The sequence below is a fragment of the Streptomyces adustus genome (assembly GCF_009377175.1).
Taxonomy (GTDB): domain Bacteria; phylum Actinomycetota; class Actinomycetes; order Streptomycetales; family Streptomycetaceae; genus Streptomyces; species Streptomyces adustus.
On sequence record NZ_VJZD01000068.1, the window covers coordinates 21,250 to 39,202 of the forward strand.

General features: G+C 67.2%; 19 protein-coding genes. 8 read left to right on the plus strand and 11 right to left on the minus strand.

All coding sequences use genetic code 11. The annotated features are described in order from the left end of the window. Positions 1–13 precede the first annotated feature (13 nt). The 10 genes from FNH09_RS18695 to FNH09_RS18740 all read right to left on the minus strand — a co-directional run bounded on the left by FNH09_RS18695 (position 14) and on the right by FNH09_RS18740 (position 8,943). The gene (locus FNH09_RS18695) at positions 14–259 is read right to left on the minus strand and encodes a helix-turn-helix transcriptional regulator (RefSeq protein WP_152889352.1); all 246 of its coding nucleotides are present in this window, start codon (positions 257–259) and stop codon (positions 14–16) included. A gap of 443 nt (positions 260–702) precedes the next feature. Then, positions 703–2,178: an ATP-binding protein gene (locus tag FNH09_RS18700; protein WP_162468774.1), complete on the minus strand. Its 1,476-nt coding sequence runs from the start codon at positions 2,176–2,178 to the stop codon at positions 703–705. 2 nt (positions 2,179–2,180) lie between these two features. Next, positions 2,181–3,035 carry a bifunctional DNA primase/polymerase gene (locus tag FNH09_RS18705; RefSeq protein WP_152889355.1) on the minus strand — a complete coding sequence of 285 codons (855 nt, stop codon included), beginning with the start codon at positions 3,033–3,035 and terminating at the stop codon, positions 2,181–2,183. Positions 3,036–3,137: 102 nt separating this feature from the next. After that, the gene (locus FNH09_RS18710; protein WP_162468771.1) at positions 3,138–5,042 is read right to left on the minus strand and encodes an FtsK/SpoIIIE domain-containing protein; all 1,905 of its coding nucleotides are present in this window, start codon (positions 5,040–5,042) and stop codon (positions 3,138–3,140) included. 321 nt (positions 5,043–5,363) lie between these two features. Beyond that, positions 5,364–5,735: a DUF6251 family protein gene (locus FNH09_RS18715; RefSeq protein WP_152889359.1), complete on the minus strand. Its 372-nt coding sequence runs from the start codon at positions 5,733–5,735 to the stop codon at positions 5,364–5,366. 95 nt (positions 5,736–5,830) lie between these two features. Continuing rightward, on the minus strand, positions 5,831–6,658 hold the full coding sequence (locus FNH09_RS18720) for a phosphoadenosine phosphosulfate reductase (RefSeq protein ID WP_152889361.1): 828 nt from the start codon (positions 6,656–6,658) through the stop codon (positions 5,831–5,833). Beyond that, positions 6,655–7,275 carry a diguanylate cyclase domain-containing protein gene (locus FNH09_RS18725; protein ID WP_162468772.1) on the minus strand — a complete coding sequence of 207 codons (621 nt, stop codon included), beginning with the start codon at positions 7,273–7,275 and terminating at the stop codon, positions 6,655–6,657. The genes FNH09_RS18720 and FNH09_RS18725 overlap by 4 nt, the downstream gene beginning before the upstream one ends. Next, positions 7,272–8,402 (minus strand): conjugal transfer protein, encoded by a 1,131-nt coding sequence (locus FNH09_RS18730; protein ID WP_338017610.1) that lies wholly within the window; start codon positions 8,400–8,402, stop codon positions 7,272–7,274. Before FNH09_RS18730 ends, FNH09_RS18725 begins: the two co-directional genes overlap by 4 nt. Next, positions 8,399–8,665, minus strand: coding sequence for a DUF6284 family protein (locus FNH09_RS18735; RefSeq protein ID WP_152889363.1), 267 nt, complete (start codon positions 8,663–8,665; stop codon positions 8,399–8,401). The genes FNH09_RS18730 and FNH09_RS18735 overlap by 4 nt, the downstream gene beginning before the upstream one ends. Before the next feature lie 92 nt (positions 8,666–8,757). Further along, positions 8,758–8,943, minus strand: coding sequence for a hypothetical protein (locus FNH09_RS18740; RefSeq protein WP_152889365.1), 186 nt, complete (start codon positions 8,941–8,943; stop codon positions 8,758–8,760). A gap of 506 nt (positions 8,944–9,449) precedes the next feature. On the opposite strand from FNH09_RS18740, the gene FNH09_RS18745 reads away from it, so the two are divergent. The 8 genes from FNH09_RS18745 to pspAB all read left to right on the plus strand — a co-directional run bounded on the left by FNH09_RS18745 (position 9,450) and on the right by pspAB (position 17,568). After that, positions 9,450–10,244, plus strand: coding sequence for a UTRA domain-containing protein (locus FNH09_RS18745; RefSeq protein WP_162468773.1), 795 nt, complete (start codon positions 9,450–9,452; stop codon positions 10,242–10,244). Then, positions 10,241–10,915, plus strand: a complete 675-nt coding sequence (locus FNH09_RS18750) for a YdcF family protein (protein WP_152889367.1) — start codon at positions 10,241–10,243, stop codon at positions 10,913–10,915. The genes FNH09_RS18745 and FNH09_RS18750 overlap by 4 nt, the downstream gene beginning before the upstream one ends. 268 nt (positions 10,916–11,183) lie before the next feature. Further along, positions 11,184–12,413 (plus strand): hypothetical protein, encoded by a 1,230-nt coding sequence (locus FNH09_RS18755; protein ID WP_152889370.1) that lies wholly within the window; start codon positions 11,184–11,186, stop codon positions 12,411–12,413. Between the two features lie 252 nt (positions 12,414–12,665). Continuing rightward, positions 12,666–13,157, plus strand: a complete 492-nt coding sequence (locus FNH09_RS18760) for a hypothetical protein (protein ID WP_152889372.1) — start codon at positions 12,666–12,668, stop codon at positions 13,155–13,157. Positions 13,158–13,315: 158 nt separating this feature from the next. Beyond that, positions 13,316–15,100 (plus strand): AAA family ATPase, encoded by a 1,785-nt coding sequence (locus FNH09_RS18765; protein WP_152889374.1) that lies wholly within the window; start codon positions 13,316–13,318, stop codon positions 15,098–15,100. A 417-nt stretch (positions 15,101–15,517) separates the two neighbouring features. Continuing rightward, positions 15,518–15,772: an SCO2583/SCO2584 N-terminal domain-containing protein gene (locus FNH09_RS18770; RefSeq protein ID WP_152889376.1), complete on the plus strand. Its 255-nt coding sequence runs from the start codon at positions 15,518–15,520 to the stop codon at positions 15,770–15,772. A 279-nt stretch (positions 15,773–16,051) separates the two neighbouring features. Next, entirely contained in the window at positions 16,052–16,975 is a 924-nt protein-coding gene (htpX, locus tag FNH09_RS18780; RefSeq protein ID WP_152889378.1) for a zinc metalloprotease HtpX, read from the plus strand. Positions 16,976–16,977: 2 nt separating this feature from the next. Further along, a complete protein-coding gene (gene pspAB / locus FNH09_RS18785) occupies positions 16,978–17,568 on the plus strand; it encodes a PspA-associated protein PspAB (RefSeq protein WP_152889380.1) in 591 nt (196 codons plus the stop codon). Between the two features lie 63 nt (positions 17,569–17,631). On the opposite strand, the gene FNH09_RS18790 is transcribed toward pspAB, so the two are convergent. After that, positions 17,632–17,910, minus strand: a complete 279-nt coding sequence (locus FNH09_RS18790; RefSeq protein WP_152889382.1) for a hypothetical protein — start codon at positions 17,908–17,910, stop codon at positions 17,632–17,634. Positions 17,911–17,953 lie beyond the last annotated feature (43 nt).

The following is a 17,953-nucleotide window of genomic DNA, read 5'->3' on the forward strand; positions in this document are numbered from 1 at the left end:
GGAAGGTGGTTGTCTACGCGGCGCCCTGGCAGTCGCGCTTGCGCTGTACGACGTAGGCGCGCACGTCGGCCGGGTCGTAGCGGAGGTGCTTGCCGATCCGAAACGCGGGCGGTCCGGTGCGCTTCCTGCGCCACTGGTAGACGGTTTCGAGCGGCACTCCGAACATGTCGGCGATGTCGTCAGGGGTGAGGTAGCGGTCCGGGAGGCCACCCCGGAGGGCCGCGCGAGGGTCGGTCGTAGAGAGAGCGGATGCGCTCAATGAGTCCTCCACGCGTTGGGTGCGTGCGTATCTGTCCGAAGCTGGGATTTCTGCGTCACCGCGTCACGTGCGTCAATCAGGCTTCTGACCTGCGGGTTCCGGTGACGCAGCGGGACGGGCCCTGCGTCACCGATGACACGGACGCTCGTCACGGGGTGACGCTGATGACGCGGAATGACGCAGGATTCGCCGTCTGCGTCACCGCTGTCGCCGCAGGTCAGCGGCCGTCTGTCGGGCCCGTGGTGACGCAGTGACGCAGATCTTCCCTACTTAGGAAAAAGAAGGGGTGGTGTCTGCAGGTCTTTACGTCCTGTTCAGGGCTTGAAGAACGGGCCGCTTCGCGGCGCGACCCGTGCAGGGCGGCTGCCGCCGCCGAACAGCAAGAGGAGCACCCACCCGGCGTGGCGTGCTCCTCTTGCTTGTCCGCCTGTCCGGGCGTGCGGTCAGAACGCGGTCTGCTGCGCGGGCGGCGGGGGCGGGGCCTGGCGGCTGAGTTCGATGTAGCGGGCGGCGCTGGTGCGGCCCCAGTCGACCAGGACGCCCCGCGCGGCCAGGGTGGGCTGGATGCGCCGCAGCCGGTCGGAGAGGACCTTGCCGGTGGTGGGCCAGCCCTTGGGCAGGGGGCGGCATTCCTCGCCGCTGTAGAGGGCGGTCAGGGCGTGTAGCCATTCCGCCGACGTCATCCGCTCTTGCGTGCCCGGGGTGAGTTCGGCGGCGTGCTTGAGGACCGTCTGGGCCAGGAGATCGCCCTCGATCACGTCGTCGTTGAGGTCGTCCAGGCTGGCCCGGTATGCCTCCAGCGTCCCGAAGCCGGTGGCGGTGTCGAGCTGGGCGCACAGGTGGGCGAAGTCGGCCATGCGCAGATCGGTCGGGGTCTCGGCCTGTACGGCGCGGACCTTGACGGTCAGGTCGAGCAGGGAGCCGAGGACGACGGGCAGGATCTCGGCGTACTCCGCCCACAGCTCCGCTTCGGTGCGCCGTACCCGGGGGCGTTCCAGACGCAGGGTGAGGAGTCGTTCGGCGAGGTCGGGGCGGATGACGCCGACGTCGATGCCGGTCAGCAGCATCGGGCGGCGGTAGCGGGAGCGGACGACATCGCCGTCGGTGAACAGCGCGCGCTTGATGCTCTCGGCCCCGGTGATGACGCAGCACATGAGGTCGGACAGGTCCGGGGGCAGGTGGGAGAGGTTGTCCAGGGCGGTGATCCACCCGGCCGCCACCGCCGTGATCATGTTCTCCTCGTCCTTGGGCGCCCGCCGCAGATCGCCGGTCATACCCTCGATGATCCGCACGAGCATCCGCCCGCCGGTCGACTTGCCGGCGCCCTGCGGGCCGGTGAGGAACGGGGCCGGGACGGGTACGGACGGCCCGAGGCAGCCGATGAGCCACGCGATGGCCAGGGCCTCGGTCTTGGCGTCGGCGAAGTTGCACAGCCGCATCAGCAGGTCGATGCCCTTGCCGTCGGTGTCCTTGGCGGGCAGGGGGAGTTCCCCGGTGAGCTGGGTGCGCCGCCAGCACACCTCTTCGGGGTCGGGGATGCGGATGTCCCAGCCGGTGGGGTGGATGCGGACGGACCGGCCGTCGTCGCGGCCGAGGTCGAGCCAGGTGGCTCCGTCGAATCCGGGGGCGACGCGGATGTGGGTGGGCTGTACCTGCTCGGTGAGGGCGAGTGCCTCGATCAAGTCCAACGCCTCCTTGAGGGCGGTTCCGTTGAAGACGCCGACCCCGTCGCGGAAGAGGCCGACCATGAGTTCCTGGCGGTGGCTCCCGGTCGTGCCCTGGGAGCGGATCGGGCGGGCCACGGGGTGGCCGGTGCGCTGCGCGTACACGGTCCCGTCCACGGTGCGGAAGTACCGGAAGTGGGACTGGGCGTAGTCCGTGATGACCTGCCGGGCGGGGCTCTTCTCGTCGTCGGACACGGTCACAGTCCCAGCGTGGTCAGGGCGTTGGTCCACGCATCCGTGCAGTGCCGGAGGGTCTCGCCCTTGGCCTGCGCGGCGATGAACAGCCGGTTGACGTGGGTGTCGGTGAGGCAGCCGCACCGGCCGTGCGTGGACAGCACCGCGAGGAAGGTCCGGTAGACGGTGGCGTGCACCGCGGCGCGGGCCTTGGTGATGCGCTGTTCCGCCATGGCGACGCCACGTTCCAGGTAGGTCGATGTGCGGTGAGGGCACTTCCCGCCCCCGACTCGCGCGGGCTCGGCGACGGCCACCGGTCGGACCGGCGAGGGGCCCTTCACGGTCAGCGCACGGACGACGTCCGGCAGCGCCGTCATGGTGCCAGTGCCGGGCCCGAGCCACCGCGCGTACTGCATGGACGACTTGACGTCCACGCCGGGCCGCACGGCATTGGCGGACTGCATGACGCCCTGGTAGATCCAGTGTTCCCCCCGAGTTGTCGGCACGGTCTGTGTGGCGGGCAGGGTGGCGCGGGCCCATGCGATGGCGTCGGCAGTGTCGAGGTCGACGACGGTGAGGTCGCCGCCGCCAGGGTGGTAGGCGACGGACACGGCGGTGCGCCATGCCGCGGTCCACGCGGGCGAGGTGAGGACGTGCGGGTCGGTCGTGGCGGCGGCCCATGCGTGGCAGGGCGCCGGGCAGTGGCAGGGGCCCGGGTGTTTCATGTTCGGCCGGCCGCCGCACGCGTTCTTCGCGCAGGTGCGGCAGTTGCCGAATGGCACTTTCCCAGCTCGTAACGGCAGTACGGGCACGCCGGTGGCTGCCAGGGCGAGAGCAACAGTCAGGTGCTCTCGCCGAACGTCGGTCGGTTGGGTCATGCTGGGAGACCTCCACAGGTCTGTTGAGGGCGGGTGGATTGGCGGCGGCCCCGGTTCTTGGCGGAAGGGGGCCGCCGTTGTCGTTCGGTCGGGCGGGAGTGGTCAGGCTGCTTCCTGGCCGGGCAGGAACATGCCGTCGTCGCTCTTACGGACGGCTCCCGCGACGGTGAGTGCCTTGATCTCGCGGGAGACGGTGCCCTTGTTGATGCCGGTCCGGTCGGTGACGTCCCGCAGGGTGCGAGCACCCTCGTGCACGGCCCGCAGGACCCGGTCCCGGTTCGTCTCCGCACCGATGGACACCGGGGCGTCGTCGGCGGCCGGGGTGGCCGGCTCCTTGACCAAGCGCAGCGGGCTCGCGGCGGGCTTGGATGTTCCGCGCTTCCAGATGGGCCGGTCGGGCAGGGCGATGACGTCGGCCGGGGAGAACGCGCGGGTCTTGACGGGGTTGGGCCTGGCCTTGGGCCCGGAACGCAGCATCGCGACGCCGGGCATGGGCAGCTTGTGCGCGTGCCATCCGTCCTCGGTGGCGTCCTCCCCGAAGACGACCCGGGACTCTGAGGACGTCGAGAGGGCGAGGGATGCGCGGTAGGTGATCTGGGCGCTGATCTGCGGGTCCAGTCCGGGACTCTTGCCATCCATGGTCGGCTTCTGAGTGGCCCAGATCAGGATGATTTCGGCGGCGCGGGCCATGCGGGCCAGGGTGCGCAAGTTCTCCATGATCTGGCCGTAGTCCGTGCCGGGACCGTCCTCGGTGCGCGGTGCCTTGAACTTGGCCATGGAGATGACCTCGGCGCCCTCGTCCACGAAGACGGTGATGCGGGGGCGGTCGGGGCTGATCGCGATCACGTCGCTGCCGCGCGGAATCTCGTCCAGGCGTTCGTGCATCTCCTCCACGAGTTCGTCGGTGACGTCGAGGACATCGTCGCGGCGCACAGCGGTACGGGCGCGGTGTTCCCAGTTCAGGGCTTCCACCCGCTTGGGATCGATGACAATCAGCCGGTGATCGGGAGCCTCGGAGGCTTCCGCAAGCAGGGCCCGCGTCGACCAGGACTTGCCCGACCCGGAAGTGCCGGCGACTAGCATCCGGCGGCCCAGCGGCACGACCACCGGATCACCGGTGACCGTGTCGACTCCCCACGGCGCCCCCGGCTGCCAACCGGACAGGTCGATGCCATCGGCCGCGCTGCGCGTGCGCAGGGTGATGGTGGCGCGGTCGCCGTGGCTGCCAGAGGTGATCTCCATGCGCAGGTCGGTCCGCGCTCCGAGCAGGGCCCGGATCTCGTCCGCCTTCGCGCGGAACGTCTTCGGCGTCCACCGACCGTCCAGGCGCACGTGCGAGACGAGTCCGGCCGGGGTGAGCTTGGCCGAGGTCGGCACGGTGCCGGACAAGCCGCGGGCGTCAGCGTGCTGCACCCAGAACGACGGATCGAGCCGCGAGGCGAGGCGCCGCTCCTCCGCGCTCATCCCGTCATCGAGCCGCACCGACGGCTGACGACGCCCCAGCCACAGTCCTGCGACGTTCAGCCCGATCAGCCCGGCGGACACGGACGCCGGCCACACGGTGAACGCGTGCGTGGCCTCGGTCATCAGCCACGACGCCAGTCCGCCCGGCACCGCGTGCGCGGCATGCAGCTGCACCGCACGCGCGGTGAGGGTGGCCGGGTAGTTCTTGCGCGCCACCTTCATCACCGACCGCGCCTGGCTGTGATGCTGCCGTGCGGCCTTGTCCGCGGTGCGTGCGGCCCGGCGGTTCGTGGAGAACGGGTTGTTCGATGCCTTGCGGGCCGCGCTGCGCTGATTGCGCGCCATCACAGCGGTGGAGCGGGCGGAGTTGTGCTCCCGCTGCGCCGCCATGAGCGCTTTCAGGTTCTCCGGGGTCCGCAGTAACGTCCGGCGCTCCGCCTCGCGGTCCCAGCGGGCCGCGAACGGCGCGCACACCGGTGCGAGCGCGTCCAGCGCTGTGTTGGTCGTCGCGCTGGTGGTCGACCATGCTTGCTTCCAGTCCACGAAGAGTCCTCCAAAGACACGTGGATAAGGGCCGGTGCGCCGTTGCGTGGCGTCACCGGCCCGCCCGAATTGCGGTAGTTGGCGCTGCCGGTTGCGTCGGCAACACCGGTTGAGCCCCTGCAACCGCCCCTGACCTGGGAAGTTGCAGAGTTGCGCCGTTCCGGGGAGGGGGCCCCTACGCGCACGCGCGCGTAGAGGCGCGGAAAATGGGGTCACGCAGCGTCTCCACGGCACCCTGCGCGGCCGTTCGCGACCCCGAGGGTCTTTTGCCCTACGCGGGAGGGGGGTCGCGAGCCCTGCGGGCCGTCTACGGGTTTCGGATCAACGGGCCTTGCGGCCGTACCGCTTGACGGCCACCTTGCCGTCGCTGCCGCCCACCGACCGGACGACCGTGACCACGCCCCACGCCATGACGGCGGCCAGCAGCGCGAGGATCGCGAGGTTGGCCGCGATGGCGGTGAGCACGCCGACGAGCAGCGGGCCGAAGTAGACGCCGGCCGCGACCGCCCCGGCACCGACCCCGGAGCCGAGCGCCACACGCTGGACCGTGCGGTCCGGGGGCGCCTGGTGGATGTGGACGACCTGCGGGCCGGTGGGCTGCTGCACCGGCAGCGTGGCCGGGTCGGCGTAGACGTGCTGGCCGTCCGGGAGCTGGACGACCGTCAACGGGCGGTGTGCGGGGAGCTGTTCCATGACGCACCCTCCGGGGCGTTGTGAGGGAAAGCCGCAGGCAATTCGCCTGCCGAGGGACGGCGGGAAGGCGTACCGGGTCGCGCGAGGGGGCGTGGTCAAGTCATGCACCAGCCGGAGTCACATCCGGAGTCCCATTCGTCGAACGGCAGCGTGTCCACGCCGTCCGGGATCGCCTTGCGCAGCGGCCGGTTGAACCGGGTCAGCCAGACAGGGTCCTTGCCGCGTTCGTCGCGTCGGCGGTTGAGGAGTTCTTCGAGCTGACAGGCCCGCTCGAACAGCTCAGGTTCGTCGCGGCGCATGTCATGCCAGGTCTCAGGCCGGTGGAACGGACAGAACCAGCACGACGACTTCGGCGGCACCGGCAGACCCGCATCCCGGATGATCCGGGCGCAGTCGATACGGCGAATTCCGCGCTCCAACAGCGGGTACTCGATCCGCTCGTGCGGCTCACAACGCCGCTTGTTCGCCCGGCCGATCTCATCCAGGCTGATGCCGATCCCGACCGTGGCCGGATGGTCTTTGGTGGCGCCGCGGCGTTTGAGCTCGTCGCCGACGACCTTGATTTTGAAGCTGGCCGTGCACGAGCGCGTGCCGGGAGCGCCGTTCGACATCCGCACCGGGATCTTCAGCGACCGCGAGCCCTCCCGGGTGAGGTCCTGATACAGCGTGCGGACCTCACCCGAGCGCTTCATGACCCGGTCCAGAACGACCAGCTCAAGGCCGTGCGCTTGGGCGTAGGGGATGGCGTACTCGCGCAGGTAGGCCAGGGTTTCGGGGTGCTCGGAGTCGTCCCCGACGTTGGCCATGAGGAAGGTGCGGTAGTCCAACTCCCCCTTGGCCGCCAGGACCAGGGCAGCCGTGGACTGCACCCCGCCACCGAAGCTGAAGCTCTTGAGCGCTGAGGTTGGGGCTGTCGTGGTCATGCGGCCCCCCGACGTCCGGGCCGGCGTCCGGCGACCGAGCCGAGCAGTCGCCCGAGCCGCACCGCCCGACGGGGCCCGGACCGTCCCGAGCGTTTCGCCGCGTACATTGCTTCGTCCGCCCGGCGTAGCAGGGCGGACAGGTCGTCGCCGGGGTGGTCGGCGGCCCGCACCCACCCCAATGACACGGTGGTGTGGATGTCGGGGGCGGTGTCGACGGGTCGGGCCAGGATGCGAGTAAGGGTGTGCAGCCGGTCGGCGGCCGTGCCGTCGCGGTCGATGAGCACGGCTGCGAACTCGTCTCCCCCGAGCCGTCCCGCGACCCCGCCCGGGGTGGTGCCGTGGGCGAGGCGGGCCGCGATCGCGGCCAGCAGGGCGTCACCGGCCGCGTGACCGTGCACGTCGTTGACCCGTTTGAAGTGGTCAACGTCCGCCAGCACGACGACCGCGCGCGGGTCGCGCAGCAGTCGGCGGGCGCGGCGGGTGAACGCATCTCGTGTCCACAGCCCGGTGAGCGGGTCTCGGCGAGCCGTGGTCAGCCGTCGGTGCAGCCACCGGGCGTGCAGCGCCCATCCGAGGACGGGCGGCACAGCCGCCACGAGTGCGGCGAGGGCGTTCACGGTGTCACCGAGGTGGTGGTCGTGGCGCGTTCGGCGAGCAGGGCGTCGCGCAGCTTGCGCGCGTTCGCCGGGGAGGTGTGCAGGGTCCGGCGGATGCCCTCCCCGGTCACCTCGTGATCGGGCAGACCGGCTGTCGCATTGCGCGCCTCAGTCATCAGTTGCTCGAAGGTGCGCCGGGTGCGGGGCGTCTTCGCGGCGTCCGGTACCCGCCCGGTCGCCCGGTGCGGCCGGGTCGACACTGCGGGAATCGGCCGGGCCAGGGCCGGGGCGATCGGGATCGGCTTCACCGCCGGGACGACGGCGGGCATCGGCTTCGTGCCGGTGCTCGACTTGCCCAGGTCGACCGGGGCCGGATCGGGCACCACGAGCCGGGTCAGGACGACCGTGGGCCCGCTCGATGCAGGCAGGTCAGAGGTAGACCGTTCTCGACTATTTTCGACTGATTCATCCGCGTTCTCGATCGGGTTGGGATCGAGGGCGGCGGGGGTGAACATCGCGGCGAGCGCGGCGTCGGCGCCGGTCGTGACGCGCTCGCGCTGGACGTCCAGCAGTCTCGATCCGAGCGACGCGTCGCCGGTCCCGACTCGCCGGGCCAGACGCCACGACACCCGATCCGACCGCTTGCGCGCCCTTTCGCTGGGGTGGTTGGCGGCGCGGGCGCGGTGGTAGGCGAGGGACTGCACGACGCCTGCGGACCGGCGCTCCGCCTCGGCGTCGCGGCCGCTGGTGTGGACGACGATCCGGCGGGCGAGGAACGCGGCGCCCTCGGCGGAGACGCACATGCCCATCGGGGTTACGGCGTAGATGATGGTGTGACCGGCGTCGGTGCCCGCGGTCGCGGCCATCGCCGCCGCGGCGGCCGGCAGCGCCCATAAGCCGAGGCGGACCGTGTGGGGCGAGGACTGTCCCAGCATGGTCAGACCGAGCAGGACCAGCGCGAGCACGGCCGTGGCACCCTCACCGGCAGCGACCGCACCGAGCGCGGTCCCCCGCCCGTAAGCGGCACTGATGTTGCTGAACGTCCCGGCACCACCGGCAACACCGGTGGCGACCATTGGAACGAACGCGGCCGTCAGCACAATCTTCTGTGCCCGACTCAGCGACTTGCGGATGCCAGGGGTGCTCACGCCGCACCCCCTGCCGGGGCCGTGGCGGCGGCACGGTTGGTCAGTTTGGCCCGTTCGGCGAGGACGCGGGCCAGGGCCCGGCGGATCCGGCGGGCGTCGACGTCGTTCGGGGCGTGGTCCATGGCGATGATCTGCGCGTCGATCAGGTCGACGTCCGCCAGGATCAGCGGCATCTCCTGCTCGATCGCGGAGAGCTCCGCGTCGGTCGGCTCGACGAAGTCGGCGAACGCCGTGATGGCGTCCAGAACCGTAATCTGGCTCATGGGTCGTGGTCTCCCTGCAAGGTTGGTGCGGCCCGAAAGCGGCCCCGGTGTTCCAGCACCGGGGCCGCGCGCCGTTGAGTGATGTGGGTGGGTCAGCCGCGCTTGTCGGGGTCGTTGACGTCGCGGATCCTGACGTTCTGGGCGTAGCCGTCACGCAGTCGCACGAGCGTGAACTGACCGCCGCCCACGTCCGTGATCCGGTGCATCTCGCCCTGGTGCTGGACGTCCGTGCCGACCTGGTCGACGTTCGGGTGCTTGGGGCTGGTGATCCTTCGCAAGACCTGCTCCTCTCGTCTCGGCTCCCCGCACCCCCGCCCGTACGACCACCGCAGAAAGCGGGGCCGGACGGGCCGGAGAGGCAACCGGCCGCAGCGTGAAGCGCTGCGGAACGGAGACGGACCGAGGGCGGTACGGCGCCGTCGGCCGGTCCATTGCGGCGGCGCCCAGATATGGCGTTGATGCATCACGACTCCTGTCGGTCGTGCAGATGAGGACTGCGCTGAAGAGGGGAAAGCACTGCAAGGCAGACGCGTGGTCTGCACTCTCCGGCCGTTGCTCGCGGTCGCCGGGCCACCTCGCCAGTACGGGCCGAAACCCTGTTCTACCTGGCCTTAACGGGCGGTCTTGCAGCGTCCTCCGCCCTTTCGGAGCAGCCCAAAGAAGGCCCTCCCGATTCACAGTCCTAGGACTGCGAGCCGCTGAGCAAGACAATGGCGCACAGTCCTGCGACTGTCAACAGTCCTGGGACTGTGCTTCACTTGGGCGCATCGAAGGGAGTTCTGCTGTGGCACCCAAGTGGCGGGAACTGGCCGACCGGCTCGCAGAGCAGATCAAGCGCGGCGACTATCCGCCCGGGGCCCAGTTGCCCCAGATCAGGGAGCTAGTCGACGCAGGGGAAGGCGCCAAGTCGACCGTTCATCAGGCCTACAAAGCCCTTGAGGCAGAGGGGCTCGTGACCTCGACGCGCGGCCACGGCACGATCGTGCGCCCGCGCGCTCCCCTCAAACGGCTCGGCATCGCCCGATACGACAAAGCGAAGTGGCGCGATGGTGATGAGGTCGCTTTCATCGCGGACCGCGTGGCGTCAGGGCGCGAGTACAAGCGCAACGAGCAGACGCAGACCGTGAGTCGCGTCGAGGCGAGCGACGTCGTCGCTGAAGGCCTCGGCGTCCCCGTCGGCTCCACGGTGTACGCCCGCGCCCGCTTGGTGAAGGAGGGCACTCAGCCCACCCACACCCTGACCAGCTACTACCGGCCCGAACACGTCGAAGGCACACGCATCGTCGACCCGACGCCAGGCCCGGCCGGCCGTGGTGGCGGCTACAGGGTCCTGTACGACGCGGGATACGAGATCGACCACATGAGAGAGGCTCTGTTCGCCCGCGTGCCCACGGCGGACGAGGCGAAGCTCTTGCAGTTGCCGCCGGGCGAGCCCGTCATGGAGCTGCACCGCACGACCTATATCGCTGACGGCACGGTCGTCGAGTACGCCATCGGCGTCCACGCTGCCTCGCGCTTCGCGTGGGAGTACGACTTCAAGGTTCCGGATTCGGCACAGGACGCAGAGGGGCAGAAATGATCTCGGCGCAAGCATGGGCGGATGCCCGACTTCTGTGGGACTACCACTTCATGCACCACGACCTACGACCCTGCTCGGTGGCCATAGGTCTGGGCAGCCATGACCTCGGCGTGGCGGACGTGACGGCGGATCTGTATCACCGGAGCATGGCACCGGTCATCGTGTTCACCGGCTCCACCAGCCCCACAACCCGAGTTCGCATGCCGCGTGGCGAAGCCATCCACTACCGCGAGCGGGCGTTGCAGCTCGGGGTGCCCGAGTCCGCCATCCTGCTGGAGCCGCGTGCGACGAACACCGGTGAAAACATCGAGTTCACGAAAGCAGTGCTGGTCGATGCAGGCATCACGGCCACATCCGTCCTGCTCGTGAGCAAGCCGTATGAAGAACGGCGCTCGTACGCCATGATGCGGAAACTCTGGCCCGAGGTCGAAGTGGTGTGCGCTTCCACGTCGATGAGCCTGGAGGCGTACACCGACTCCATCGGGGACGCCCGCATGGTGATCGACATGATCGTGGGCGCCTTGCAACGCGTCCTTGTGTTCCCCAGTTGGGGCCTAGCCATCGAACAGAACGTCCCGGTCGCCGTCGTCGCCGCTTACGAGAGGCTCTGCACCGAAGGTTTCACAAGTCGACTCCTGCCGGCCGACGTTGCCGCCCGTCCTGGCCCGTGACGTCAGCACGATTTGCCGCCAAGTGACCTGCCGCCTCAGGGGGTCACCTAGCGCGAGGCCCGGCCGAAGGATCACGTACTAGCCGGATGCCCGCTTCGGCACGGTTGAACTATCCCTACCGTCATCAAGGCAGCTCGCCCCCCAGGCCTGCGCTCCGGTCTCCGCCTCGCTCCAGCCCAGCTGGAGTCCGCGCCGCACTCGCATACAGGGGTGAGCCAAACCGCATCATTCGCCCCCCTCGAAACGAGCGGTAGGCAATACTGCCTGAATGGACATCAGGGAACGGCACATCGGTCCGATCACGAGGGAAGCAGGTGACGGAGGAACAACCGTCACCGTCGACGTCGGAGCCCTGGTTCGACGGCTTCTGCTCTTCGAGCACTGCACCCTCGAATCGAATCATCTGCGGGAGATGCCTGCGCTTGTTCGCACCTTCGGGGTCGACGGCCTTCAAACACTGCTGGATTCAAGTGCTCTGTCAATAGTCTGCGACTCGCTCACAGTCGGAAGCGTTGGCCAGCTAGCTGATCTTCGCGTAACCGAAGCTAGAGGAGGCCCGCTTCCGCTTAATTCCTACAGAGTTGTCCCCATTTCCGTTGCCGAACGGGAGCAGTATATTCATAACGCCCTTCAAATCATCCATCAAATCCCCGGGACTAACCTACGGCAGCAGATCAAGCTCAAGAGGCGAATTGCTGAAAAGTTGAGCCGCTACCCTGTCGAGGTGGCACTATCCGCCAAGAGCGGCTTCCAGGCAGCCCTAGATCGAAACGACTATTCGCTACGAACTGCCGTCTCTCACGAGCTTAACTCACACCATGGCGTGATCCTGCCGAAGCAGGCAACGCTTTACGTTGAAGACTTGGGAAATGATGGCGACTTCCGTGTCGTAAGTAACGTTGCAGAGCTCGCTGGGCTCAGTGATACAGAGGCCCATAAAGTAATCGAACGAGGCCTACTCGGCCTGGCATCGCTGGAACAGCGTCTCGAGATTATGAAGCACTATGACTCGCTTGGAGGATTTCGTGACGCGGAAATTCCGATCTTTGCGAGTCGGCTACAGTTCCTGGCAGATCAGCTCGACCCTGAAGTTCAAGAGCACCGATTCGAACGCATCACGACGATCAGTGGACTGCCAAGCCTCGACACTCTCGCCCCTGATCAGAAGATCGACATCGAGCACCTGCTCAAGTTGCGGGAGACTGAAGAATGCCGCGATATGCGTCGATGGCTCCGCGAAATTGATTCAGAGACCGATCAGGAGATTTCCGAGCATTTCAAGAGTCTACAGGAGCGCATTGCCAAGCTAACTCACACAAAGACTGGTCAAGTGATTCGGTTTATCGCAGGCAATAGTCTGGGGCTGATTCCAGGAGTGGGGGTCTTCGCTGGCCCTGCATACTCGATCGCCGACTCATTCATTGCCGAAAAGCTGATCGGCAGGCCTGGCCCTATCTCATTTTTGGGCAGTAGCTATCCGTCAATCTTTATCAAGTGATCGAAGGTATTGTGGCAGTCATGCGGCTGACTTTCGATCTCAGCACGAGGGCAGTGGACCGTCGTGCCCGCAGCGTGTCCGATCGAGCGGCGACCGACGGGGAGTCACGGGGAAGGTCAGCGAACTGTGCGAGAACCAGATCGTCAGCATCTCGCCGCCTCAGCCCGAATCGACATACGTGATCTGCCATGCTGGTGCACCAGACTCCGGCGCCGGCTGCGCAAGCATCACCCGCCGGTCTCCGAAGCAGAGGTGCACGGTGCGCTGGAGTGCCTGCGCACCTACGCCCTGATCACCCAGGACACGGTCACTGCACCTCTGCGCATGCACGCCCTGACCGCCCGCGCCGTCCGGGAGACCGTCCCGGACGGCGCGCTGGCCATCACCACCCGCATCGCCGCGGACGCCATCACCAACTTGTGGCCCCGCCACGACCACGAGGAACGGGAACTGGCCGCCCTGCTGCGCGCCAACGTGGTCCACCTCGACCAGCTCACCCGCCCAGCCCTCTGGGAGTCCACAACTCACCCATGCATTTATGCGGTCAGCCGCAGTCTCACCGAAGCGGGTCTCTACCAACAAGCGATCGAGCACGACGAAAATACCGTCCGTCTGACCAGCAGCATCCTGGGCTCCAACCACCCTCACACCCTCGTCGCCCTGGGGGCGCTGGTCAGGACTATTTCGGGAATGCCGTTAGGGCTGAGGAACGCGGCGAGCTGGAGCATCAGGCGGGGGATCTAGTTGACCTTGCTCGATGCAGGGCTGAACCAGTCATGAGGCGGTGGCCGAGCCGGACACGTCCCTACCTCGGGGCCCTGATCAATAGAAGTCGTTTTTGGGAAGCACAGTTCTATGCAGCCAGTAAGCTGCCTACCTCACTATAAGAAGGCGGGTTACCAATGGAGAACGTGACTATTCCCGCAGACCTGAGCGGCGGAGAAGCCGACCGGTTTACCGTTTCGATCGCGTCGATCACGCTGGAAAATGGCCTCACGGTGAATCCGCCGCCGACTGGCGTGACGGTAGTGGTCGGCGGAAATAACGTAGGGAAATCGACGCTCCTTAGGCAGGTTACGAATCTCGCCGCACGAAATTTTCGAAACCCTGTAGAGACTGCTCGCTGGCAGCTTGTGACTGACATTCGTTTTAACGCTTCTGGAGACTCTAAGGATCTTTCTGCATGGCTAATTGCACACGAAAGCGCACACACGCAAAATGGGGTGCTTTATTTCGGTGCGCGCGGGCAGTCGAACGTACATGAACAAAACTTGCGACAATTTTTCAGCGAGCAGCAGGACGGAGTCGATAGGCTCGCGATGCTGACGAATACATTCATGCTATTTTCGGACCCCTGGCAGCGGGCAAGTGTTATTCAGCCGCAGGAGATGAGGGAAAATGTAGAAATCCCTCCGCGGAACGTAATGCACCGACTGGAGGAGTCGGTGCAGATGCTGAATGAAGTCCGTGAAATCTGTCGCGAAGTTTTCCGTATCGACTTGACGCTCGACACGTTGGCTCGAATGATTCAGTTGCGCGTGGGCAGGGTTACCATCCCCGCCCCGCCGGTTGACGCAGTTTCGCCGGAATACCGAAGAGAAGTCGCGAGCCTCCCTCCACTCACGGAGCAGGGTGACGGAATTAAGAGCCTAATTGCCCTTATTCTGCCTCTCGTGACAGCCGATCACCCTATTGTCCTGATCGATGAGCCGGAAGCATTTTTGCATCCACCGCAGGCCAGTGCACTTGGGAGGGTTCTGGGTGACCTTGCCAAGAAAAAAGGAATTCAAGTAATCCTCGCAACGCATGACAGGAACCTCTTGACGGGACTCCTGGCCTCCGAAGGGGAAGTATCCATTGTTCGCCTGGATAGAGGCCTGGATGGTGATTCGCGGGCTCATCAGCTTGCCGTCGAGGATGTTCGAGATCTATGGGGCGACCCTTTGTTGAAGTATACGAACGCCTTGGATTCCCTCTTTCATCGACTCACGATCGTCGCCGAGGCGGATCAGGACTGCCGATTCTATGCGGCGGCTCTGAATGAGTACGACCCTCAGTCGGAAGTGCCGATTCCACCAAGCGATGTCTTGTTCATTCCGTCGTACGGAAAGGCGGCAATCTACAAGCTAGTCAAGCTTCTTCGCGCGATCTCAGTTCCTGTCGTTGCGGTCCCCGACATCGACATTTTGAACGACGAGTCAAACATCTCTCGATTGGCTGAAGCCTACGGCGCCGATTGGGATTCTCTGCAACGCGACTATCGCGTATCAACTCAACCCTTTCGGGAATCCCGAGGTGGGGCAACTCTGGGTGATGTGATAGCGGCAGTTCAATCTGTGTTCTCAGGGAGAGAGGGGGAGAAATATAGCAATGAAGTAAAGCGTGAGGTGCTTGCCCAGCTTCGAGTGCAAGATAGCCCATGGGGCCTGCTGAAAAAATTTGGCGAGTTGGCATTCGAAGGGCAGGCTGCGGTAGCGGCAAAGAGACTGCTGGAGCGTCTGGAGGAGATTGGGATTGTTCTTGTAAGGGTTGGAGAACTGGAGAAGTTCGCTCCGACGCTGGGTGTCGCCAAGGGGCCAGGTTGGTTGACCGCTGCCCTGGCGGCTGGAGCTCACCGAGGGGACCCGGTGAGAGAGCACATTAGGCGCTGCCTATCAGCGCTTGATGCGTCCCCCCAAGTGAGCTGATCTACATCGTGAGTCAGCGCCACCCAGCGGTGCCATCGCCCGCCATCCAGTCCCGGGCCGTCTCTGGGCCGTCGAAGGGCAGCCAACAACGACCAACGACGACAGATGACAACGGCGTCCTTGCTGGCCAGGAGGGGCATAGCTGTCATCCACCGAGGTAGCCGAGGCGAGTCATCACTTCTTCGACGTGTGACCGGTCCCGGCCGGGGTCCGGTCGGTGGGTGATTCGTTCGGCGGCGCCCCGTCTCCCGTTCTTCCGGGAGGTGGGGCGCCGTCGTTCGTTCGGCCGGAGGGTGGGGCGCCGTCGTTTGTTCGGGGTTGCGTACAACCTTTCGGGTGTCACAGGCTTCCTAGAGGGAGGGGGATCGGGTTCTCCCGGCGTTTTCTGGAACAGAGGGAAGCGGAGAGGCAACGGGGATGTCCGAGCACGACGACTTCGAGCACGAGTTCGACCATCGGTGGGCGAGCGCGGCCGAGCACAAGGAGCCCTCGGCACGGGCCCGGATGCTCGCCGCGCGCTGGAAGGACAACCCGCCGGAGCCGGTCCCGTTCCGGGCGGACCCCGGGTCGGCCGGACCGCGGCGCTCGTCGTGGAAGTCCACCGCCCTGGTGCTCGGCTGCGTGCTGGCGGTGATCCTGCTGCTGGGGTACGCGAGCCTGCGCTCCCCCTAGGCCCTGTCTGACAATTCCCGCCTGCCCCGCGACGCCATGCACGCCCTCTCGCCGCACCGGGCCCCGACCCAAGTACATCCAGTACGAGGGGCGAGGCCCGGCACACCGAGAGAACGCACCTGACGCCGCGGGGCCCGCCCTCCGGGCGGACGACGGGAATTGTCAGACAGGACCTAGGGCAGTTCTTTGCGCCTTCCGGAGCAGTCCGGAACCGCCTCTTGGGCGAGGTCAGGTGCACACTGAAGTCAGGTACGAGTGCCTGACTGCGGGGTGAGGCAGATGCAGAGCCGATTCCGGAGCGACAGGCGGCTGACCGTACGGATGACGGTCACGCTGTTCCTGCTGGGACTGCTGTACGTGGCGTTCGCCGCCGCGCTGATCGTGTTGCTGAAGTCGTGGGTCCTGGTCGTCGTCATCGCCGCGGGCGCGCTCGCCGCCCAGTACTGGTTCTCCGACCGGATCGCGATGTACGCGATGCACGGCCGGGTCGTGGAGCCGGAGGAGTATCCCGAGCTGCACGCCGTGGTCGACCGGCTGTGCGCGATGGCGGACATGCCCAAGCCGGTGGTCGCGGTCTCCGGACTGGGGATGCCGAACGCGTTCGCGACCGGCCGCAACCCCGACCACGCGGTGATCTGCGTGACCACCGGGCTGCTGCGGCGGCTGGAGCCCGCGGAGCTGGAGGGCGTCCTGGCGCACGAGCTGTCGCACGTGGCGCACAAGGACGTCGCCGTGATCACCGTGGCGTCCTTCCTCGGCGTGCTCGCGGGACTGATCGTACGGTTCGCCTTCTACTCGGAGCTGTTCGGCGGGCGGGGCCGCAAGGACCAGAACACCCTGGTCGTGTTCGGGGTCGTGATGGGGGTCTCGGCGGCGGTGTACGCGCTGAGCTTCCTGCTGATCAGGGCCCTGTCCCGGTACCGGGAGCTGGCGGCCGACCGGTCCGCCGCGCTGCTGACGGGGCGGCCCTCGGCGCTGGCCTCCGCGCTGACGAAGGTCACCGGGGACATCGCCCGGATCCCGACCGAGGACCTGCGTACGGCCCAGGCGTTCAACGCGTTCTACTTCACCCCCGCGCTGGGCGCAGGGCCCAGCCTGGGCAAGCTGTTCTCCACCCACCCGAGCCTGGAGCAGCGGCTCGAACAGCTGGGGCGGATCTCCGCCGAGCTGGGCGAGGCCGCGGTGCCCGGGAAGACGGGCTGAACATGGGGCTGCTGGACATCCTGCTCGGCCGCACCAAGGCGGTCGCCCCCGATCTCGACCAGCTGTTCGCGCTGCCGTCGGCGGCGGTGACGCTGGAGGCGGCCGCCGGCTTCACGCCGACCGGACAGGGGGCGGTGTGCTTCGCCACGGTCGAGGGCGCGGCCTTCGAGCAGACACACCGCGAGGTGCAGGCCCTGCTCGACGCGGATTCCGACCGCACCGGCCCTCCGGTCCGGCTGACCCAGGACGACTACGGCTACTCCTGGCTGGTCTCCGCCCGCTCCCCCGACGAACTGCCCCTCCTGGTCAACGACCTGCACGCGGTGAACACGTCGATGGAGGCCAACGGCTTCGGGCCGCAGCTGCTGTGCTCGCTGGTGAGCTTCGAGAAGCGCGGCCAGGACACGGAACGCGCGCTGGCCCTGGTGTACCTGTACAAGCGCGGCACGTTCTATCCGCTGTGCACGCTGCCCGGCCGGCACCGGCGCGACAACGCGCTGGAGCTCCAGACGGCCGCCCTGCTGGAGAACGACCTGCGGGTGGAGAAGGACAAGGCCCGGTGGTTCCCGCTCTGGGACGCGCCGGGCCTGTGACCGGGTGCCCCCGGCCGGTGCCGGCCGGGGGCGGTCGAAGGTGCGTCGGTCTCCGGTCCTGTCTCAGGTGCCGCGGTCCTGGCGGCGGGCCTCGAAGGGACGCTCACGACGGTAGCGGCGCTCCCACTTGGCCTGCTGGTCACGGCGGGCCCGGTACGCCTGGTAGGTGGCGGGCGGCGCCGGCGCCGCGGGGGTGCCGGTGCCCGGGGCGGACGCCGAGGTCGAGCTGCGTCCGTACCGTATGTACAGCAGGAGCAGGGCGGCGGCGGCCAGCCACCAGACGTGGTCGGTGAACCCGAGGACCACCAGGGCGACGGCTCCGGCGATGACGATGGTGCGCATGACGGGCCCCCTCTCTGTGGCCGTGCCCGTCTCCGTGGAAGGG

What these genes read in the sequence shown, in the direction of transcription:
- pspAB (WP_152889380.1), top strand. Translation starts at nt 16,978, where the DNA reads ATGGGGCTGCTGGACATCCTGCTCGGCCGCACCAAGGCGGTCGCCCCC.
- FNH09_RS18720 (WP_152889361.1), bottom strand. Translation starts at nt 6,658, where the DNA reads ATGACCACGACAGCCCCAACCTCAGCGCTCAAGAGCTTCAGCTTCGGT.
- FNH09_RS18765 (WP_152889374.1), top strand. Translation starts at nt 13,316, where the DNA reads ATGGAGAACGTGACTATTCCCGCAGACCTGAGCGGCGGAGAAGCCGAC.
- FNH09_RS18735 (WP_152889363.1), bottom strand. Translation starts at nt 8,665, where the DNA reads ATGAGCCAGATTACGGTTCTGGACGCCATCACGGCGTTCGCCGACTTC.
- FNH09_RS18750 (WP_152889367.1), top strand. Translation starts at nt 10,241, where the DNA reads ATGATCTCGGCGCAAGCATGGGCGGATGCCCGACTTCTGTGGGACTAC.
- FNH09_RS18755 (WP_152889370.1), top strand. Translation starts at nt 11,184, where the DNA reads ATGGACATCAGGGAACGGCACATCGGTCCGATCACGAGGGAAGCAGGT.
- FNH09_RS18770 (WP_152889376.1), top strand. Translation starts at nt 15,518, where the DNA reads ATGTCCGAGCACGACGACTTCGAGCACGAGTTCGACCATCGGTGGGCG.
- FNH09_RS18705 (WP_152889355.1), bottom strand. Translation starts at nt 3,035, where the DNA reads ATGACCCAACCGACCGACGTTCGGCGAGAGCACCTGACTGTTGCTCTC.
- FNH09_RS18715 (WP_152889359.1), bottom strand. Translation starts at nt 5,735, where the DNA reads ATGGAACAGCTCCCCGCACACCGCCCGTTGACGGTCGTCCAGCTCCCG.
- htpX (WP_152889378.1), top strand. Translation starts at nt 16,052, where the DNA reads ATGCAGAGCCGATTCCGGAGCGACAGGCGGCTGACCGTACGGATGACG.
- FNH09_RS18790 (WP_152889382.1), bottom strand. Translation starts at nt 17,910, where the DNA reads ATGCGCACCATCGTCATCGCCGGAGCCGTCGCCCTGGTGGTCCTCGGG.